Genomic DNA, 22318 nt, shown 5'->3' on the forward strand with positions numbered 1-22318 from the left:
AGCGAAAAAGCGCTAACTGACACACGTGACGGTCATTTTTATGGTTTACATATTATCATTGACTGTATCAGTCAGATGAATATTTTTGCACCGGTTCTCGTTTACTTTCTTAATGCTTTTTAAACGCCCAAGCCATGGGGCGTTTAGAAACATATTATTCAACTAATCCCCAATTTCCACAGAGTTATCCACATGACAGCACTGTCGTTTTGTTAAGACTTTTTTATCACTTGTCTGACAAATTACGTTATTGAGTATCAATGCTGCACAATTTGAACTACTGTTCGGTTTACATATTTTATATAAATAGTGTTTTATGTAAACCTAAATCTGCATTTTTGCTGTTTATTTTCTGTTTTTGACATATATTTAATCCTGGAACTCGCTCCAGAAGCGGGATATGACATTTTTGACCTCATTGGTCGAAACCGATCTGCATCCGTACCATTCTCTGGGGAAAAGCGCTCTGTAACTGCCTTGCATGAATCTGTCATCAAGAAGCGCAACTATTCCTTTGTCCTCTTCCGTTCTGATGACTCTTCCTGCTGCCTGAAGTACCTTGTTCATCCCCGGAAATCTGTAAGCATAGTCAAATCCGTCTACACCTCTTTGCTCAAAGAATTCCCTTATGATCTCTCGTTCGTTGCATACAAGCGGGATTCCGGTTCCCACAACAATAACTCCGATAAGACTGTCGTATTTAAGATCTATTCCTTCGCTGAATATTCCGCCCATGACGCAGAAGCCGAGTATATTCTTATCTTCTTCAACCTCAATGTCCATGTTTATAACTTTTGACAGATCAAGGTTGTTACCTTCTGAGAATCTGTCAAGGAATGATTCACGCGCATCCTCGCTCATATAGCTCTTTTGCACAACAATCTCGGATGTATCGGGATCAAAGTATTCGCTCTCATATATATCGAGAACTTCGTCGAGAAACTGATGCGACGGAAAGAAAATAAGATAGTTTCCGCCCCTTGCGCTGACAATATTGTCTATGTACGAAGCTATTTTTCTGTATTGATCGTAGCTTCTCATGGAATATCTGCTCGTTACGTCTTTTCCGATAAAGAGCCCGAGGCGCCTCGGATCAAACACCGATTTGGCGTACATCTCATAGTCTTCATCCGTTCCTCCGAGCAGCTTCTTGTAATAACGTATCGGAAGAAGCGTTGCGGAAAAGAGGATAGACGAGCGCCCTCTTGCCATGCACTCCGAAAGGTTCGTAGAAGGATCTATACAAGAAAGACGCACGATAAAGTCTCCCATTTCATTAAACTCACTGTAGATAACGTAGTTTTCGTCGACTTTATCATATATGGTAAGAAACCTTGAGATATCAAAATAAAACAGCAATATATCCTCTCTGCAAGGTCCTTCGGCATGATCTTCAAGATATTCCGACATTATGCCCGAAAGCCTGTTGAGCGGATTTATAAAGCCGTCTATTCCCGTCAGTACCTTGCAACCGTCGCACTCTCTTTTAAGCGCCAAAAGAGCCTTGTTGCATTTATCGAGATGCCCCGCAATTCTGGGATGAAACTCTTTTATAATGCGCGAAAGCTCCAAAAAGCTCTCTTTTCTAAGAGAAGCACTGTACATTTCTCTTCCTCTGTCGAGTAGGTTATGCGTCTCATCTACAAGGAAAACATAATCAGACTTAAGCCCGTCGGCAAAGAATCTCCTAAGATACACAAAAGGATCGAATACGTAGTTGTAATCACAGATAACACCATCTGCCCAAAGGCTCATATCAAGAGACATCTCAAATGGGCAAACCTCGTGCTTATAGGCATACTCAACTATCTTTTCACGGTCGAAATTATCCTCGTGGGTCAGAAGATCGTAGATTGCATCATTTATCCTGTCATAGTGACCGTTTGCATAGGGACAGGCTTCCGGATTACAGTTTCTCTCCCCTTCATCAAGGAAGCATATCTTATCCCTTGCGGTTATCGTAACCGTCTTAAATCTAAGCTTCTGAAGCTCTCTTAAAGTGTTAAAAGCCTCTTCCGCAACGGTTCTTGTTATTGTCTTTGCAGTCAGGTAAAAGAGCTTGCTGACCTTCTGTTCTCCCATTGCTTTTACGCTTGGGAATACCGTAGTTATGGTCTTTCCGGTGCCCGTCGGAGCCTCCAAAAAGAGCTTTTTACCATGAACGATAGTCCTGTAAACACCCGCCGCAAGGTCTTTTTGCCCCTCCCTGTAAGGGAAAGGAAATTGCACTGCCTTGATGGAAGCCGTTCTTGTCTGTTCCCACTCATATTCAAAATCAGACCACTTAAGGTATTTGTTTATCAGGTCATTGAACCATTTTATAATCTCATCAGCTGTATATGACCGGTTGAAGTATTTGATCTCTTCGGTGTCCATATTGCAGTAAGTCATCCTGACATCCACGGACGGGCAGCCTCTCTGCATAAGATATATCGCAGCATAACATTTAGCCTGTGACAGGTGTACCGGCACAGGCTCTTTCATCTTGGCTAGGTCTCTGTATGTACCCTTTATCTCATCGATAAGGGGCATCTGTTTCTTTTTGCCCTCAAACATGGACTGTTGGGGATCAAAAGCGTTCTCATCATCAAAGTATTTATCAAGGATTCCGTCCGCTCTTCCCTCGATAACAAGCTCGTATCTGCCTGTATTGTGGGTATATTTGAGAGGAACCTCGGCGTGATAATCCGCGCCCATGCTCTTTTGGATCATGCGGTGGATCCTTCCGCCCTCCTGCATGGCATCTGCAGAGACCTGATGTATTCTGTTGTCTATATTTCCGCTTCTTAAGATAAATTCCACAAGTCTGCGGACTGAAATCTGTATCACCATAAACGAAAAGCTCTCCATGGCATATTTTATACCATGGAGAGCTTTTCTACCACAATGAACAATTATTTCTTTACTTCCTGGTACTGTCCGGCACGCGAACGGTTACCTTTGTACTGCTTATATGAATCAGCTGGCAATTGAAAGAGTATTAAGATAGTTCTCAAACTCCTTATCATAGCCGCTGTATTCAACAGTTAAAGTTTGTGTAAGATCCAATCCGAAAACTCCAAGGATCGATTTAGCATCAACAACATATCTGTTATAGTATATATCTACGTCGAAGTCACATTTTGTTGCTGCGTTGACAAATTCCTTGACCTGGCTGGGTCTAAGCACGATATTCTTTTTTATCAGCTGTCTCAACACAATCGTCACTTCCTTTCTTATTTGCAAAAGAAAACTACATCTAAAACTTATAAGACTATACCTTGTGTCGGCCGATTTGTAAATGGAAAAAAGTGACTATATGTTGAAAAAATTGTGAATTTTATGTGTTCAAAACCGTTAATCCTTACCGTTGAGCCATCTTAGCCCGCTCGTGTAGCGGAATTGCACACATTTATCATCATTATGTCAAATATTTATCATACTTGCTCATGTCTCCATGTGATAGAGTCGCAACAACTTTTATTCCTTCGGGAAGGTATTCCGTGTTTTTTACAACACCTCTTTCGGTGAGCATACTGATCGTTCCGCCTTCGGAATAAGGAAAAAGAAGCTCACATTCAGTTTCTTTTTCGCCAAGTTTCTTTTCTATAAGGCTTACAAGCTCTTCAAGACTGTCATCGTCCTTGGCACAAATGTATATTCTGTCATCCATCGCTCTTGGAACATCCATAACAAGCATGTTTTCTTCCTCTTGCTGTTGCCTTACGATATCCGACTTATTAAACACATATATAACCGGAATGTCGCCTGCGCCTATTTCGGAGAGAGTTTTACCTGTTATCTCCATATGGTATCTGTACTCGGGATCCGAGAAATCGATGACCTGCAACAGTACATCTGCGTATTTAGCCTCTTCAAGCGTCGATTTAAAGGCTTTTACGAGTGCGTGCGGAAGCTCACTTATAAATCCTACGGTATCAGTCAAAAGAAATGGTCTGTGCCCGGGAGCTTCTATCTTTCTTACAGAAGTATCGAGGGTCGCAAAGAGCATATCTTTCTCAAGCACAGTTTTGTCGGTATCGCTTTCGCCTCCGTAAAGCCTTAAGAGATTGTTCATGATCGTGGACTTGCCCGCATTGGTATATCCGACAAGCGAAACTCTTCCGATCGGTGAGCTAAGCCTTCTGTTTCTCTGCGTGTTGCGCTCTCTTTCCACATTCTCAAGCTCTCTTCTAAGCTCGCTCATTCGATGCTCGATGCGTCTTCTGTCAAGCTCAAGCTGTTTCTCGCCGGAACCTTTGTTGGAAAGTCTTCCGCTTCCGCCGCCCTGTCTTGAAAGGGTCTTTCCCATTCCGACCAGTCTCGGCAACATATACTGAAGCTGAGCGGATTCAACCTGAAGCCTTGCCTCTCTTGTTTTTGCTCTTTTGGCAAATATTTGTAAGATAAGGCCCGTTCTGTCTATAACCTCGGTATCCAGGATCTTCTCTAGGTTTCTGACCTGCATGGGCGAGAGCGAATCGTTGAAGATGATGATACTTACATCAAGGATATCCAGCGCGGCCGCTATCTCCTGCACCTTTCCGCTTCCGATGTACGTGCTGTTGTCGGGCGAATTCAGAGACTGTGTCACAACTGACGCAACCTCGATATCTATCGCCTTAGTCAGCTCTTTTAACTCATCCATCGAGCGCTCAAACTCGTCATCGCTCTTGTCTGTATTAAGGCCGACGAGAATGGCTCTTACCGTATCTATTTTTTGTATGTTTTCGTATAGTTCGTTTTTCATATATTTTCTTAGGTTATAGTAATATTACGATCACAGATTAATCAATATGAATCTCTTTTACTTTTCACATATAACATATTCACCGTTTTCATAGCCTGCCGCCTTTCCTTGGATCATGAAGCCTCTCTTTTTCATTTCAGATAAAAGAGTGATCATAAAAAAACCATGAGAAACTACTGCGCAGTCTTCGTTTTTCACAATGATATCATCTATAAACTTGTTTGCTCTTATTACAGTATCTTTCTTGCCTTCTTTCGGCCTTTCGCTGTTAAAAAGCCATTGAAGTCTGGATGAAATTTTCCAAAATGCCAAAGGCAGTCTCTTGTTTGTTTTTATACTTGAAGATAGCGGAACTTCATCAAGGAGCTCAGTTGAAATGTATTCTTTATCTCCGAAAATATCTCTGGCAGTTGCAAGAGTTCTGGATAAAGAGCTTACATAATAAGACTTATAATCTCCGGTGGGAACATTATATTCCATCAGTAAAATCGGTGCTTCATCATACTTTTTTACATCTTGATCAAATTCCTCGGAGTTGCACCGCCGGTTCATTTTATAATCAACCACTCCGTGTCTGATAATTACAACCTTCATTTTCTCTCCCCTTCATAGCTGTCCTAATTGATTATTATGTATAGATCAACTTCCTAAGCGCCGGGCCCGCATTTTCATCGGGAAGCGCTTCAAAACCAAGCTTTTTATAAAAGCCGTCTTTTCCCTTGGCAGCGATGAGCTGAATGCTGAGTCTCGCGCCCTCAGGAGCATTGTTCTGTATCAGCTCAACAAGCTTATTAACTATGCTTGCGCCTATGTGATTTCCCTGATATTCGGGTCTAACCGTGACATCAACAATCGTGCAGTACATGCCGTCTCCGACAACGCTCCCCATGCCTACGGCCTTTTCGCCGTCTTTTGCTATTATAAAGTAATCTCTTTTATCCAAAGCTTTCTGAGACTGCTCGGGACAGAAGTTTTTAAAATCCACAGAAGCTCTGAGATCGTAATATGTTTCCAGATCAGGTTTCTCTTCGCAGTATCTTATTTCCATAGTTATCCTCTTTCTCTCGGACTATTGTTGTAATTTAACATTATAAGCACCGAAGCCTGCGCATACAAGTAAAAAAGCACCGGAAGCGGGAAAATATCCCGTTTTCGATGCTCTTAAAGCTAATTCATATAAATATCAAGATGCCTGCAGTGAGACCATATGGGCATAGGTGCCCTTTTTGTCCATGAGCTCAGCGTGGGTGCCTCGCTCAACGATCTCGCCGTCTGAAACAACAAGGATCTGGTCCGCGTCGGCGATAGTCTTGAGTCTGTGAGCAATTACAAGAAGAGTCTTGTTCTTGCACAGCTCTGAGATAGCTTCCTGGATAGCGCGCTCATTGTCTGCATCGACGCTGGCTGTTGCCTCGTCCAGAATAACGATAGGCGTATCCTTAAGGATACATCTTGCAATCGATATCCTCTGCTTCTCACCGCCTGAAAGGGAAGCTCCGCCCTCACCGATCACAGTGTCAAAGCCGTCGGGAAGCTGCATTATAAAGTCATAACATCTTGCTTTCTTGGCTGCTTCCTCAACTTCCTCTCTGGTAGCGTCGGGTCTTGCAATGGCAATATTGTTGTAAACGGTATCCTGGAACAGATACACTCTCTGGAATACCATACTGATGCTGTCCATAAGGCTTCCGAGAGATACATCTCTTATATCCTCTCCCCTAACGCGAATATGGCCGTCTTTGATGTCCCAAAATCTAGCAAGAAGGGATGCTATCGTTGACTTACCGCCACCGGAAGGACCTACAAGCGCAGTCATTTCGCCCGCCTTTATCTTGAAGGAAACATCCTTAAGGACATCTTTTTGTGTATAGCCAAAGCTTACATTATCATACTCGATCTCGCTTACATCGCCGGCGAGGTCAACAGAGCCAGAATTTCCCGCAGCCGGAAGCTCTTTTGTCCCAAGGTCCTTAAGTTCCTCGGCAGCGAACACCTCATCGATCCTGTCGAGACTGGCAGAGGTAACTGTGAGCCTTGGCATGTGACCGTAGTAAGCCTTGATGGAAATAAAGAGGTCAAATAGGAAGAACACCATTCCCACCATGTACTCAGGTGTGAAGATCCCTATGCTGTACAGATATCCCGAAAGTGCCAGCATTATTGAGGTTCCGATTCCATAAGTGAGATAAAGAGCTCTCGCGCAGGGACTGTAGGCCTTTTCAAAGCCGATAGCCTCCCTGCAGCTTGTTTCAAACTCATCGGTAAGTCTCTTAGACTTCTCTCCAAGCAGGTTGTATGTCTTGATGATCCCGATTCCCTCAGCAAAATCAATCACTTCATCAGTAAGATCCTCGCTGACCTCCTGCTTGACTACGGAGTGCTTCATAGATGTCCTTAACATGTAATTGCCCACAATGAGGAACGCACCAACGATGATAAGAGCCATGATACCCATCCTGTAGTCCATTACAAACATCATCACCACCATCAGTCCCTGAGAGATCATGAATGAAACGATCTCAGCAAGAACACCCATGCAGTTCTCCTCGATAAATAACATATCCGTTGAGAGAACAGAGCTGATCTTACCGATGTTGCCCTCCGTAAAATAGCCCATAGGGAGCTTACGAAGGTGGTCACCCAACTTCAAGCGGATATCCGCAAACACCATGTAGCCTGCTGCCGACATCAACATATTGGTTATATACTCGAACACTCCCTGAAGAGCCAGGCAAGCCAAAAGAGCAAGGCCGTAGTAAATGCACTTATCCTTGGTCATTGTATTTTGCATGAAAGAGCTGATGGCCAAATAACACAGTATCAAAGGTGCCTTCATCATAACGCCCTTGATGAAAGATGTTATATATGAAGCCCTTATTCTTCCTTTAAATCTACCGGTAATACCTATAATCCTTTGAAGTATCTTAAACATGAGATCATGCCTCCTTTATCTTCCATAAGCTGGCGCTGACAGACGCATCCCAGAACTTCTTGTACTCGGGACAGGTTGTAAGGAGATTGTCGTGGGTATCCGCCGCGATACACTCTCCTTCCTTCATAACACAGATCTTGTCCGCATTCTTTACGGTGGACAATCTGTGCGCGATAACAAGAACCGTCTTGTCCTTGATGATCTCGTCTATGGCAGCGTTTAACTTGTCCTCGTTCTCCGGATCCATGAAGGCTGTTGCCTCATCAAGAACAATAATAGGAGCATCCTTAAGGATTGCTCTTGCAAGAGAGATCCTCTGCCTCTCACCACCCGAGAGCTGCTTACCGCCGTCGCCGGCCTGGGTTTCAATACCGTCCGGAAGTCTTTCAAGGAACTCATCACACTGAGCCCTTCTAGCGGCTTCAAGCACCTGCTCTCTGGTAGCGCTGGGTTTGCCGATAAGAATGTTCTCATAAAGAGATGTATTAAAAAGAAATTGCTCCTGCGAAACATAAGACACCTGATCGTTCAGGGCTTCGATGGTCATGTCCGTGATATCCTGACCGCCTATCTTTATGGATCCACCGTCCAGGTCGTAGTAGTGAACAAGTAGCTTTGCAAGTGTTGACTTCCCGCTTCCCGACTCACCTACAAGCGCAGTGGTCGTACCCTGCTTAAGCTCAAGGTTCACACCGTGAAGCACCTCAGTATCCTCATATGCAAATCTGACATTCTCAAAAGAGATATCTGTATTTGCACCCTTGAAGCCATTCTTTCCTTCCTTGAGAGGCGGACGCTCCAAGAGCTTTTCAAGCTCATCGATCTTGTACTCAAGCTGAGGGAACTTGCCCGCAAAGTTAAGTGCTTTCAGGAAGGCAGGTCCAACAGAGAAAGACATGCACATAACAAGCACAAGCTTATCAAGCGTAAGCGCTCCCGAAAGGATCATTAATGAACCTACAGGAAGCATGAAAAGAACGATACAAGGCATTACGCTTGAATACGTCGCCATCCAGGGCCAGCATACCTTGTACCACTTGATGGTAAAGTCACGATAGTTCCTTACAACATCGCCGAACTTCTTGTAAGAATCCCCGTCCTTATTAAATACCTTCACAACCTCCATACCGTTGACGTACTCAACGATAGTGTTGTTCATGTGAGCAGCTGACTCATAATAGTCATTCATCATGGTAAATCCGGCCTTCATCATAATGCACATGGCAACAGCGCCCACAACAAGCGGGATAAGCGAAAGAAGTCCCAACCTGAAATCAAGCACAAACATGATCACAAGGATCAGAACAGGAATGACAATATTGGCAATTCCCTCGGGAACCGCATGTGCCAAAAGAAGCTCCACCTGATCGATATCGTCGGTAAAAACCTTCTTGATACGGCCTGTTCCCAGCTCTGCGATATTTCCAAGAGACTGCTTCTCAAGCTTACCCTGTAAAGAGATACGGATATTCTTTAGAGTGTTATATGCACTCACATGGGAAAACTCCAGTCCTTGAACATAACTAAAGGAGTATAGGATCTCACAGATCGCAACACCCAAGACTCTCATCATCACAAATGATAAGCTCACACTCTCCCCTCTTGTTAGTGGCGCTATTATCTGATAAAGGAATAAATACGGCACAACACTTGCCAAAATTCCAAAGGACATCATAATAGCGGCCCAAACTGTGTACTTCTTGTACTCTCCGATGTACGGAGCCACTTTTTTAAACATCTTAGCCTCCTCCTTGGTTAGCAACCGCTAACACATGATCTATTTTTAAGCCGCCTGAAAAGACGGCTCAAAATCAACTTTATTCAAAAGAAATCACTTAAGGCCAATAACTCCCGGCCAATTAAAGAAAGTACACATGATCCTGCAGTGCTCTTCTATCTCCTTACGGGACATACCGTGAACAAAGGGCTCATATATGGCGTTCCAAAAAGCTGTACACAGAACGTGCATCTCGGACTTGGTTATATTGGCAGTTGCCCGTCCTCTCTTCTTGGTCTCCTTATAATATCTGTAATAGGAATCAGTCATGCGGCAGGAAAACTCATTGATAAAGTTTTCATAGGCAGTTCCCGACGCCTTATCAAGAAGAATAATGAGATCCTCCCTGATATCCCAGAAAATATCAAACATCTCCATGGTTTTCTCCGGAGTCATATCCCACATATCATGCATCTCATCATCCGAAAGCGGCGTAAGATCAAGATCCATGCGGGTAAATATATACTCCTCTATAACATTAAGCGCGTCCTTAACTACTGCGCAAAAGAGCTCTTCCTTGCCCTTATATCTCTTGTATACCGCCCCGGTTGTGACTCCGGCGTTATCGCATATCCTCTTAAGCTCAGCCCTAAGAAAACCTCTTTCCATAAATTCCTTGCGGGCACTGTCAAGGAGCCTTGGATCTATACTGGTATCTCTAACTGACATATTTTCCCCTCTTGTTTGATTACTGATAATTTGATTATCGATAATAGTATTATCACTAAGTCCCAAGTCTGTCAACCATGAGTTGTAAATCTCAATTTTTTTCTTGCAATATGAAGGAAAAAGCGATTTAATAAACTGTGGAACATTTATCATAGGATATATATATTCTTATGGTAAGGAAACTATATAAGAAAGTGGCAAAAGAGATTATGGAAAACCTTAAAATTCCCAAGAACTACAAATCGGCTCTTGATCTTCACGACACACAGGTGGGCATCAAGACTGTCAAAGATTTCTTTCAGGGCATGCTCTCCAACAAGCTCAACCTTCAGAGAGTAACAGCACCCCTGTTTGTAACACCCGAATCGGGACTTAACGATAACTTGAACGGCGTAGAGAGACCCGTTTCATTTGATATTCTCAATGACAACGGACGTCCCGCAGAGATAGTGCATTCTCTTGCAAAGTGGAAGAGATACGCACTCAAGAAGTACGGCTTCAACGTAGGTGAGGGACTTTATACAGATATGAACGCCGTAAGACGCGACGAAGTTACTGACAATATTCACTCAATCTTCGTAGACCAGTGGGACTGGGAAAAGGTTATAAATAAAGAAGACCGCAATATCGATTTCCTTAAGGAGACGGTAAAGGACGTATACAAGGTACTCAGAAAGACTGAGAAATTCATGTCTATCCAGTACGATTACATAGAGGAGATCCTCCCCGAGGATATTTTCTTTATAACAACTCAGGAGCTTGAGGACATGTTCCCCGAGTACTCTCCCAAGGAGCGTGAGTATTATATTGCCAAGGCTAAGGGCGCTGTATGCATCATGCAGATCGGTGACCTCCTTGCATCAGGCGAGAAGCACGACGGACGTGCTCCCGACTACGACGATTGGGCGCTCAACGCCGACATCATCGTATACTTCCCTGTTCTGGATATTGCACTTGAGCTTTCCAGCATGGGTATCCGTGTTGATGAGGAATCACTCAAGAGCCAGCTTGAAAAGGCAGGCTGCACAGAGAGAGCCGAGCTTCCTTTCCAGAAGGCAATCCTTAAGAAGGAACTCCCTTACACAATCGGCGGAGGAATCGGTCAGTCAAGAATCTGCATGTTCTTCCTCAGAAAAGCTCACATCGGTGAGGTTCAGTGCTCTATCTGGCCCGATGAGATGGTTGAAGAAGCTAAGAAGAACGGAATTCAGCTTCTGTAATTTATTTTTCAATACAATACAACAAAAGGTTGCGAATAAACATCGCAACCTTTTTATATTCTTTATATCAAACTGCTCCTTCGGCATATACTTAAAGCTCTTTTGCTATCTCTTTAAGTGTATCCCTGATACTACCTACATCCATATTTGAATAATTGATGATAAAGCAGTGTTGGTTCTTTGCACCATCTACAAAATAATAATCTGAAAGAGCTTTTATCTTGATCCCATTATTCTTAAGACTATTCTCTATCTCAGCATCTTCCTTGTCGGTATCCAACATGATCAGGAAATGAAGTCCTGAATCATTCTCAAGGATGCGACACCTATCTCTTAATGCACTTCTTTCAATAATCTCCATAAGTCTTCTTCTTTGCTTGGTATAATATAGCCTCATGCGGTTTATGTGCTTTTCAAGATAGCCCTGGGAAATGAACTTTGCCAGGGTGTACTGCTCGAAGTTTGATACCGTACATGAATAAAAAGACATGGTCTCATAAAACCTGTTGGCAAGGTGCACCGGAAGGATCATGTAGCTGATACGGATGGTAGGTGACAAAGACTTTGAAAAGGTATTCATGTAAATAACCTTCTCATTTGCATCTATCGAAAACATCGGCGGGATCGGCTTTCCCGTCACTCTGAATTCACTGTCGTAATCATCCTCAATGATATATCTTCCGTCCCCACCATTTGCCCATGCAAGGAGCTCATAACGCCTACTCGCAGGCATAGTTATACCTGTCGGGAAATGATGGTTGGGACAGATATGGGCAATCTGCGCTTTGCTCTTTTCAAGCTCTTTTACGGTAATACCGTTGTCATCAAGTGACGCATAGGAAAAGTCTATTTTGTTCTGCTTGTAGATATCCGCAAGCTTCTTATATCCCGGATTCTCAATCACATATTTCTTGTCCCTGCCGAGAAGCAGCATAATAAGACCATAAAGATACTCCGTTCCGGAACCTACGATTATCTGATTGGGATCCACCAGCATACCGCGGAAAAATTTAAGATGCTCTGCGATCGCTTCCCTCAGTTCCATAACTCCCGCAGTCGGCGATATCTGCATCAGCTCCTCTTTCATGTTGGACATGACATCTCTTGAAAGCCTCGTCCAGATGGAAAAAGGGAAATTATCCGGATTAACCCTGTTGCTTGAAAGGTCACACTCATACGTATCCTTTGAAGGAACCTTGATATCGTAATTTACCTTGACGTCCGTCGCCACATTCGGCATTTTCTCAAGGTTCGCTACATAATAGCCTTTCTTGGGCTGTGTATAAACATATCCTTCGCTGATAAGCTGATCATACGCATTCTGTATGGTAATAATGCTGATCCCGTTATTCTGGGCAAAAGAGCGCTTGGAAGGAAGCTTCTCCATCGGTTTTAGTTTTCCCGACAGGATATCGTTTTTTATGCTCTTATAAACATACAGATATAACGGGCCTTTTACGTTATCAAAATTGTAAGTTATCATGTTTACTCTCCAAAACTGGTAATACGGAAATTTGCCACACTTTCATTTTTTATATAACCAGATTTATTATAGTATCTTCAACAAAAAATAACAACCAACGCTCAAAACTGGCATATTTATTGACATTTACCAAAAAAAGTCTTACCTTTATCATGACGCTTATCTATTCAAACGTCGTGATAATATATTATCTTGGGGATTCACATGATAGATTTTTCATCATTAACATCAAAAAAGCTGTCGCCGACGCACATAATACCGGCCAGCTTCTTACTAACAATAATTATAGGAGCAGTTCTTTTGACTCTCCCCTTTTCTTCCGCCGACGGAACGTTTACGGATTTTCTGACAGCGCTCTTTACCGCAACAACCTCCGTATGTGTTACGGGACTCGTAGTTGTGGATACATTTGCGCATTGGAGTTTTTTCGGTCAGCTTATTATCCTTATCTTAGTACAGATGGGCGGTCTGGGAATGATAGCAATGGCTTCGATGCTGATGCTCATAACTCACAAAAAGTTTTCTCTGGGAGACAGGCTTCTCCTTCAAGACTCTTTTAACCTAAGCTCGGGAACCAAGCTTCTTAAGTTCCTGACAAGAGTCATAAAAGGAACTTTCATCACGGAAGGAATCGGCGCTGTCCTATATTCGACCGTATTCATCCCGCAATTTGGCGTCCTTAAAGGCCTATGGATATCAATATTTAACGCCGTATCCGCCTTCTGCAACGCAGGTATGGATGTCATCGGTCCCAACAGCCTTATGAACTATCGAAGTAATCCGACCGTAATGATTGTGACCATGCTTCTCATTGTTCTGGGAGGTCTTGGTTTCGTCGTATGGTTTGATATCCTGCACGTGATAAAAGAAGCTTTTCTTAAGCGTTTTTCACCTATAACCGCAATAAAAAGACTCTCCGAACACAGTAAGCTCGTTCTTTGCTTTACGCTTACTCTCATCTTCGGAGGCATGATCATATTTCTTTTAACTGAATGGAACAACAGTGAAACCATTGGAAGTTTAAGCCTTGGAGGAAAGCTCGTTAACAGCCTCTTTGAATCGATAACGTTAAGAACAGCCGGATTTACCACAGTTCCGCAGGAAGGTCTCTCTGTAGCCTCCTGTCTTGTCTCTTATATCTTTATGTTCATTGGCGGCTCACCCGTCGGAACAGCAGGCGGTGTAAAGACTGTCACAGTATTTCTTCTCTTTATGAATGTCAGATCATACGTAAGGAAAGAAAATGAGAACGTGATATTCAATCGCCGCGTATCCGTCGATTCAATGAGAAAAGCGGCTGCGGTTGTATTCGTGAGCCTTTTTGCCACGTTGATTCTTACCATCCTCCTTTCCATGGTCAATCCGGTACCTATGGAGGACGCGCTCTTCGAAGTTGTAAGTGCATGCGGAACGGTCGGACTATCAAGAGGACTCACATCCTCGCTTAACGTCGCCGGGCGCATAATAATCATTATCGCAATGTTCCTTGGAAGAACCGGACCAATATCAATGGTTGCATTTTTCTCAAGAGCAGGATCAAGCAAGAACAATATCAAATACTCTGATGGCGTATTTTACGTAGGATAAAAGAGAAGGAGAAATGACTAAATGAAGAAATCAATAGCTGTTTTGGGACTTGGAAAATATGGATGCAGCGTTGCCAAAAGCCTGTATGAAATGGGCGAAGACGTCCTTGTCGCAGACAAAGACGAACAGATTATAAGGGACATATCATCCAAGGTTACTTCCGCGGTTTGCGCAAACCTTGAAAATGAAGACGAAGTCCTGGAACTCGGCCTTCAGAACATGGATATAGTAATAACCGGAATGGGCGGAAATATCGCCGCCAGCATAATGGTCGTATCGATTGCCAAAGAAAAAGATGTTCCGCTTGTGATCGCGAAGGCATCTTCCGCTCGTATGGAAAAAATACTGAAAAGAGTCGGTGCAGACAAGATAATAAATCCCGAGAAAGACGGTGGTGTTCGCTCCGCAAGGATCCTCGCATCACAGTCGATACACGACTACTACGAGCTTGATGACAATCTCTGCATGGTAGAGCTTCAGCCAAAGCCCACATGGCTCGGACATAGCCTTATAGATCTTGATCTTCGTAAAAAATACAACATGAACGTTGCAGCCGTCAAAGAAAAAGGCGGTAAATGGGGATATATAAGCCCCACCAAGAAGCTTACCGACAAGAACCTTCTCATGGTCATCCTGGAGAAAAAAGACATAAACAAGTGGAAATAATCATCAAAAAATCAGGCAGCCTTTCGGCTGCCTTTTTTGTTTTTATTATAATTTGATCTCTTTGCCCAGAGCAAAAGAATAGATATATACCTCTTTCACGTTCTTACCGGTAGATGCTTCAAGTGCTCTTTTATACAGATCAAGCTGTATCTTATAGCGTTTTATAAGCTCCGCGTCATCGCGCACGTGATCCGTCTTATAATCCATAAGAACTATATCGTCGCCTTCAAAGAACCAGGCGTCGATAATTCCCTGAATAAGCACCATCTCATCCTGAGGGAATTTATTATCAAGCTCGTTTGCAGGGACTCCCATCATAAACGGCTTCTCACGCATCAGCTTCCCTGCTTTAAATGCCTCTCCCATTCGCTTTCCGAGGTCGGTGCTGCGGAATGTGACAATATCCTCTATATCGAGGCAATCCAGATAGCTTCTTGTTATCCTGTCTTTGGTCACTAAATCCTCAAGCCAGATATTAAGTGCCTTCTCATCGTTTCCGACATTGTAATCCAGAAGCTCCATGATCCTATGATACGCCGTTCCGCGCTCTGCGCCTGTAAGGCCCATTTTTCCTTCATCCCAGACAACTCCGTATTCCTCTTCCTTGGTAAAATGCTCACCCATCTCCTCAAGGATATGCTTTTTAAGCTCCGTAACGGTAGTTTTGGTAAATAGCCCTTTCAGATATTCATGCCCGTATTTGGCATTTAATTTAGCTTCAAGCCTGCTCGCGAGGTCTTTATCGTAATAAGCCGAAATATCATCGCGGCGAATCAGTGCCTTTATGCTCTCAGCCTCCATCTTGGCCAGAATCTCGTCCACAGTTACGGATTTTACGCAAAACTCAGGAATATCAGGATTATTGTCCATGTATCTGTCTGAGATAAGCTCGGAAAGCCCATATTTCTCCGCAATATCTTTTATCGCGGGATGTCTTATAAGCGAAGGCAAGATAAGATCGATATATCCGGAAGCTCCAAGTCTCATGGAATAAGGTATAAGCTCTATGCCGTTTGATGCTCCGTGCGAAAGCTCTGCCTGCTTCTTTATCTCTTTTGACAAAGCATCGGAGAGCTTCTTCATTGAAGCCGTCATTATAAGCTTTTCCTTGGCTCTTGTAAGCCCAACATAGAGAACACGCAGCTCTTCTCCCAGGCTGTCCGTGTTCATCTTATCCGCAACTATCATTCTCTTAAGAGTCTCTGACTTGACGCGCAGTTTGGAATCGATGCATTTCACGCCGATTCCGAGGTCCATATCCGCAATAAGGTCTCCTCTTGTATCCATTCTGTTAAACTGCTTGGAAAGCCCCGAAACGAACACAACAGGGAACTCCAGACCCTTACTCTTATGAATACTCATAATACGCACAACGTCAGCGTTTTCATCTATTATTCCGGCTTCGCCGTAATCAACCTGCACAACCTTGATATGCTCAATATATCTGACAAAATGGAAAAGCCCTTTAAAGCTCGTCTTTTCAAAGTTCTCGGCGCGCGAAAGAAGCTGCTCAATGTTTGCCCTTCGCTGATTACCCGCAGGCATGGCGCTGACCGTAAGCTCAAAGCCCGTCACATCTATGATGTACTGTAAAAGCTCATGTACGGGTGTATATGCGGACATGTCTCTAAGCTTTTCGATAAAGTCAACAAACGCCGATAACTTACTTTCCAGACCTTCTTCAAGCCGCTTACTATTATCAATAAGTTTCCTGATTCCAATATATAAAGGCTCGTCAAAAGAGTCCTCGACAGCGTCATTTATTGCAATCTTAATAAGCGCAAGCTCTTCATCGGAAAAATCTCCGATTGGCGAATGCATCACGGAAACAAGCGGAATATCCAATGTCGGGTTGTCGATCACGGAAAGGATATCCAGAAGTACCGACACTTCCCATGCATCAAAGTATCCGCTCTTTGACTCTATATACGACGGGATTCCCTGCTCTTCAAGAGCTTTTTTAAACACATCATCCCATCCCGACGGAGACCTTAAAAGAATAACAATATCTTTATACCTAAGCTCCTTATCTTCGCGCATAAGCTCATGAATCCTATTGCCTATCGCATAAGCCTCATTTTCTTTTTCCCCGCTCGGATCGTCTATCAATATAAGCTCGGGAGACATGTCAAAAGAAGCCTCGGGGTAATCCGCTCCCGTGACAAGCTCTGCGTCCTCGTCGTACTCTACACTTCCAAGGTCACTTCCCATTATCTTTCTGAAGATATAGTTGGTCCCTTCCAGAACTTCTTTTCTGCTTCTGAAGTTCTTGTGAAGGTCTATTCTTCTGTCACTCGCAGACGCTTCTTTACTGTAGGTCGCAAGCTTCTCCATAAAGATCTCCGGTCTTGCAAGTCTGAACTTATAAATACTCTGCTTGACGTCACCTACCATAAACCTCTCGGAAACGCCCGCCTCTTCTCCGGAAATCGCCTTAAGAATAAGCTCCTGTACGTTATTGCTGTCCTGATACTCATCAATTAAAACTTCTTTAAAGAAATCCCTGTATTCAAGAGCTACAGGAGTCGGATCTCCCGTTTCGTGATCCACTAGTATATTAAGTGCAAAATGTTCCATATCTGAAAAGTCTATCAAAAGCTCATCTCTTTTCCTCTCATCAAACATCTGCTTATACAAAAGCGTCAATCTGCAGAGTTCTTTAACCGCTCTGTCACACAGCTTCATCTGATCGCAGACCATATCCGAAGGAAGCATCAGATATTCTTCAGCAATCTTCTTGATATCCTTCTTGGCGCTGTCTCTAAGATCTTTGGCGGCCTCTCTCTTATCGGGAGATACGCTGTCATCCTTCTTGGAAGGAAGCCTGTCAAAAGATATTCCTCTGACAGCGTCAAACAGCTCATCATAGGAAGCACATGAAGTCAGCTTGGATACCGCTTCCGCTTCTTTTTCAAGAAGTTCTCCATACATATAGGGGCCGTCCGGAAGTAATGTAAGATCATGCGCCGTAGCAAGTTTATCAGCGGCTTCCGAAAGCATTCTCTTAACTATTGCAACACACTCTTTTACCCAGGGAATCTCATCAAAATCCATGCCTTCGATATCGTAGTCGTGCGCCCTTTCGCTAAGATAATCCTCTGGCCAAGGCATACTCATTGAAAAGCGATAGAGCTTTTCTATATACTCTTCCACATTCTTGTCGTCGCTTCCGGTACCGAAATAGTCCATGCAAAACAGATAATCATCATTGAAACCCTCTTTGGCTTTTTGATATTCGATCTCAAGCATGTCAGACATCACATCATCCTGTAAAAGTTTGAACTCTCCTTCGTCGCCTACGCGAAATGACGGGTCAAGACCTATGAAATTAAAATTATTCTTAATAACATACTGGCAAAAAGAATCTATCGTGGTTATCTGCGCATTATGAATAAGCGTCTCCTGTTTCTGAAGATGCTTATTGTCAGGTTCCGATACCAGCTTTTCCTGAATCGCAAGTGTGATCTTCTCCTTCATCTGAGATGCTGCGGCCTTGGTAAAGGTAACAACGAGAAGATGATCTATATCAACGCCTTCGTTTATCATTTGAATTATGCGCTCGACAAGAACAGCCGTCTTTCCTGATCCGGCGGCTGCCGATACGAGAACATTACATTTTCTGGCGTCTATTACCGCCTGCTGTTCTTTGGTAAACTCAACTTTCATTTCTGATACGCTCCATTGCGTCTTTATCGTCAAGATCCAGCTCTCTCTTGGAATATCCGGGTATCTTGTCATCAAAACCGCATATTCCTTTATAACTGCAATACTTGCAAGCATCACGGTTATTCATCTCATACGGATTGACCTTGATATCTCCGTTTAAGATATTCTTACCAAACTCACGGATCTTCTTATCCACAAATCTTGAAATAGCAGAATAATCCTCGCTTGTAACGGTACTTGAGGCCGCTGTTATATCTCCGCTCTTGGTAAATCCGACCGGGATAACGTCAGATGCCCCGTTTATGCTGCCATCGAGCATGTTTATAATTTCCCTGTTTTCGTTGACCAGGCCGGTCGTCTTGAGCTCTTTTATTATCTCTTGATTGATAACATCAGGTTGTAAATCAGCGGAACCCTTAACCATGGGATCTTCCACGTGGTAATACAATATTGCCGCAGGAACAACTTCCTTTCCTCCGCTTTTTTTCGAGGCTACAGCCTTGGCAACATTCATATACAAAACAAGCTGAAGCTGAAGGCCATAATATAATGAGGCGAGACTCATTTTCTTTCCACCGGATTTAAAATCAATGACCTTTACATAAACATGATCCGAATCTTCGCATAGATCAATTCGGTCAATCCTTCCGTGAAGATTCATGCTCTCTATTATGTTATGTTTCTCATCTTCGGTGAGTGCAATATTTATCTCTTCGATCTTACCCGCTTCCCTAAAATCCATTTCAACATGTGCGGGTTCAAAATTTCCTTTTGAAATCTGGTATTTGAGCGTGTCCACAGTCCTTGTGAGTATTCTTTTTATACGTTCTGCCATATATTCATTACGGGCGTTACTTAAAAGGATCGTTTCTCCGTATGCATCTATGCATTCTGTTAAAGCTTGATTTAATATCTTGTCTGATTCCTCTTTGGAAAGGTCTTTCCATGATATATTCTGCCTTATTATCTCGCCTGTATACTTCTCAAGAACTTCATGGAATACTTTACCTAGATCCGATGAATCAAAATCAAATTCTTCTCTCTCCGAAAGTCCGAGACCATATCTTAAGAAATGCGCATAACAACAGGAAGCAAATTTCTCAAGACGGCTTACGCTGTTCTCAAGATTAGCCCCGTACAAAGCAAGTGCGATATTCTTGGCTAGAGGTCTGTCCTCGTAATGTTTGAAGGCCGCTTCCGTAAGCTTTTGTACAAAGCCTTCGCTCATGTTCTCCATACCGGAATCTTTATCGCTTTCACTCTCGGCCTTTTTGTTCTTCACGACTTCATATAACGTAGAAAGCTCTGTCTTTTTCCTATCGCCAAGAATGCCGAGAGAATACTCTCTCATAAGCTCGGCAAGGTTCCCCAAACTGTCACCTATACAAGAAGTCTGTTCCTCAAAAGGTGCATCCTCGGGCCTGTCTGTTTCCATTCCTTCGTAGAGAGACATTATCTTAGAAATAAGATATGCGGGTCTCACGCTTTTTCCGTCATTATCAAGCTCCGAAAAAGACAGATACAACTTATCTGTAGGCTTGGTGAGATTCATGTAAAGATATAGTCTCTGGATATACATCTGCTGTCTTGGCGTAGGTGCGAGCTCAACGCCCGTATCAAGCTCAAGAAGGAATTGCCTATCCATATCAGAGAGAATACCGCCGCCACCTGTACTTGATGGAATTGAACCGTCATTAACGCCCATAAAGAACAGCGCTCTTATCTCTCTAAGTCTTGTTCTTTCGATATCTCCGACTATTACTCTGTCCACATCCTGAGGAATGGTTCCGACTTCTATATCCCCGAAACCGACACTCAGAATATCTTTATATTCCCTAATATCAAGCTTATCTTCGCCTATCAGCGCGGAAATCTGCATCAGTATATCGATGACTTTTCCGTAAACCTGATCGTATTCTTTTGCCTTGGCGATATCTCCAAGCTTTTCAAATTTCTCTTTATATCGAAGTAGCTTCTCGCTGCAGGCGTTCTCTTCTATCATTTTTAAAAGAGCATCCGTTATTTCTACGGCCGTTCCTTCTTTGGCATCGAACAATGGCTTTAACTGAGCACTTATCAAAGCTCTCATACCTTCAAGCTTTTCCACAAGCTCAAGCTCTTTGGTCTCGGTATCTTCACTTTGGTTTCTTTGGCTGAATCTCGCAGGCATTCTGCGCATGAATCTGTCTTCCCATGCACTCCTACCCTTGATTCCGAGCGCTCTAACATAATTCTCCAAAAGATCCGTATCCTCTTTGGAGAAATCCGTCATGCCGCTTCGCATATAGTGAAATACGTCTTCATATCTGTATCCTGAAATCACTATATTGATAGCACTTGTTATGTATTCTATAAAGGGATTAAGCATAAGCCCCGTATTCTGGTCAATATAAACCGGAATATCAAATTTGGCCGCAGCTCTTTTTATAAGATTGGCATAGCTTCCGAGATTACCGCATACCACAGCGATATCCCTGTACGCATATCCCTTGGCCGTAACAAGCGAGCGTATCTTGATCATAGTCTGGCGAACTTCCTCTTCGAGCGTCTGCGCCTCGAAAAGCTGTATGGAATCCTGTTTGTCCGTATATTTCCCGGAGTTGTATCTGAATAAATTCTGCTCAAGAAATGCAAGCGCAGGATTACCTTCCAGCCTTTTTACTTCCTTGTCTTTAATGAAAATGTCTCCGCCTTCTTTTCCGCTCATCTCGGCGTTTCTTATATTTCTCCACGCCTCAAAATCAGGTCCTCCGGCAGCTATAACGGAAGTCTCTTTTAAAAGCGAATACTCGGCTTTTTCAAGGTCAAGAACGGTCTTCTTGGTCAGCATAAAGAGCTCCTGCTCCTCATAAGAAGGGGCGTACGGATTTTCTTCGGGGCCTATTGTCAGAGAAACACAGACTTCCTTAGATACTCTCATAAGCTCTTTTATTACCCTGTACTGAATGGGGGTAAAGCCTGTAAAGCCGTCGAATACGATCACCGAATCTTTTAGCAAGGAAGAATTTGGTATCGCCTTGCATAAAATATCAAGTGTTTCTTCTGTAGTTATGAATTTTCCTTGGATGTAGCGTAGAAATTCGCTGTAAAGAAGTCTGAGATCTTTGATCTTTGAATTGAGCGCAGCCTTCTTGCCACTCTCGTTTTCCAGAGTCGCAAGCGCATCATCACTTATTCCGTATTGCATAAACTCAGAGATTGTTGACTTAACCTCATCGATATAGCCCGGTTTATGCATGTTTTTACCTATAACTTTCAGTCTGTCGCCGAGAATATCCGCAACACGCCTAAGAACAAGGCTCTTTCCGGCATCATCGAGCACAGAAAAAGAGCTTTTTGACGTCTCTTCAAACACTCTGTGTGAAAGGCGCCCAAAGCTCAATACATCAATGTTCATTATCGCATGTGAAGGATGCATTCTAACAACATCCTTCTGAGTTTGCATCGTAAACTGATCGGGAACTATGAGTAAATAATCAGTCCCGACATCAGTCAAACTTCTGTCTATGATTTCTTTTATAAGTCCGGTACTCTTGCCGGATCCCGAAGCCCCAAAACAAAACCTAAGCATCTAAAAAAGCCATCCTTA

Annotated in this window: 14 protein-coding genes; 3 read left to right on the plus strand and 11 right to left on the minus strand. The window is 43.2% G+C overall.

Features of this window, described 5'->3' with window-relative positions; genetic code table 11:
• Positions 1 to 369: 369 nt before the first annotated feature.
• From D6853_RS00335 to D6853_RS00370, 8 genes are all read right to left on the minus strand, one after another.
• The gene (locus D6853_RS00335) at positions 370 to 2832 is read right to left on the minus strand and encodes an ATP-dependent DNA helicase (protein ID WP_120655835.1); all 2463 of its coding nucleotides are present in this window, start codon (positions 2830 to 2832) and stop codon (positions 370 to 372) included.
• Between the two features lie 126 nt (positions 2833 to 2958).
• Complete coding sequence (locus D6853_RS00340; RefSeq protein WP_243108260.1) at positions 2959 to 3198, minus strand: HPr family phosphocarrier protein; 240 nt, start codon at positions 3196 to 3198, stop codon at positions 2959 to 2961.
• Between the two features lie 202 nt (positions 3199 to 3400).
• Complete coding sequence (gene hflX / locus D6853_RS00345; RefSeq protein WP_120655836.1) at positions 3401 to 4729, minus strand: GTPase HflX; 1329 nt, start codon at positions 4727 to 4729, stop codon at positions 3401 to 3403.
• 57 nt (positions 4730 to 4786) lie between these two features.
• Positions 4787 to 5323, minus strand: a complete 537-nt coding sequence (locus D6853_RS00350; protein ID WP_120655837.1) for a histidine phosphatase family protein — start codon at positions 5321 to 5323, stop codon at positions 4787 to 4789.
• 34 nt (positions 5324 to 5357) lie between these two features.
• A complete protein-coding gene (locus tag D6853_RS00355) occupies positions 5358 to 5777 on the minus strand; it encodes a GNAT family N-acetyltransferase (protein WP_120655838.1) in 420 nt (139 codons plus the stop codon).
• 135 nt (positions 5778 to 5912) lie between these two features.
• A complete protein-coding gene (locus tag D6853_RS00360; RefSeq protein WP_120655839.1) occupies positions 5913 to 7661 on the minus strand; it encodes an ABC transporter ATP-binding protein in 1749 nt (582 codons plus the stop codon).
• A 4-nt stretch (positions 7662 to 7665) separates the two neighbouring features.
• Complete coding sequence (locus D6853_RS00365; protein WP_120655840.1) at positions 7666 to 9399, minus strand: ABC transporter ATP-binding protein; 1734 nt, start codon at positions 9397 to 9399, stop codon at positions 7666 to 7668.
• Positions 9400 to 9492: 93 nt separating this feature from the next.
• Positions 9493 to 10107, minus strand: coding sequence for a TetR/AcrR family transcriptional regulator (locus tag D6853_RS00370; RefSeq protein ID WP_120655841.1), 615 nt, complete (start codon positions 10105 to 10107; stop codon positions 9493 to 9495).
• Between the two features lie 209 nt (positions 10108 to 10316).
• Here D6853_RS00370 and asnA point away from each other — a divergent pair, with 209 nt between their 5' ends.
• The gene (asnA, locus tag D6853_RS00375) at positions 10317 to 11327 is read left to right on the plus strand and encodes an aspartate--ammonia ligase (protein ID WP_120656273.1); all 1011 of its coding nucleotides are present in this window, start codon (positions 10317 to 10319) and stop codon (positions 11325 to 11327) included.
• 91 nt (positions 11328 to 11418) lie between these two features.
• On the opposite strand, the gene pdxR is transcribed toward asnA, so the two are convergent.
• Entirely contained in the window at positions 11419 to 12810 is a 1392-nt protein-coding gene (pdxR, locus tag D6853_RS00380; RefSeq protein WP_120655842.1) for a MocR-like pyridoxine biosynthesis transcription factor PdxR, read from the minus strand.
• A 204-nt stretch (positions 12811 to 13014) separates the two neighbouring features.
• Between pdxR and D6853_RS00385 the strand changes: the two genes are divergently transcribed.
• Both D6853_RS00385 and D6853_RS00390 read left to right on the plus strand, forming a co-directional pair.
• Complete coding sequence (locus D6853_RS00385; protein WP_120655843.1) at positions 13015 to 14397, plus strand: TrkH family potassium uptake protein; 1383 nt, start codon at positions 13015 to 13017, stop codon at positions 14395 to 14397.
• A gap of 21 nt (positions 14398 to 14418) precedes the next feature.
• Positions 14419 to 15063, plus strand: a complete 645-nt coding sequence (locus D6853_RS00390) for a potassium channel family protein (RefSeq protein WP_120655844.1) — start codon at positions 14419 to 14421, stop codon at positions 15061 to 15063.
• A gap of 45 nt (positions 15064 to 15108) precedes the next feature.
• Here D6853_RS00390 and addA read toward each other — a convergent pair whose 3' ends face one another.
• Positions 15109 to 18801 (minus strand): helicase-exonuclease AddAB subunit AddA, encoded by a 3693-nt coding sequence (gene addA, locus D6853_RS15435; protein WP_330541232.1) that lies wholly within the window; start codon positions 18799 to 18801, stop codon positions 15109 to 15111.
• On the minus strand, positions 18719 to 22300 hold the full coding sequence (locus D6853_RS00400) for a PD-(D/E)XK nuclease family protein (RefSeq protein ID WP_120655846.1): 3582 nt from the start codon (positions 22298 to 22300) through the stop codon (positions 18719 to 18721). Before D6853_RS00400 ends, addA begins: the two co-directional genes overlap by 83 nt.
• Positions 22301 to 22318: the final 18 nt, after the last annotated feature.

The organism is Butyrivibrio sp. X503 (assembly GCF_003625475.1).
Lineage (GTDB): Bacteria > Bacillota > Clostridia > Lachnospirales > Lachnospiraceae > Butyrivibrio.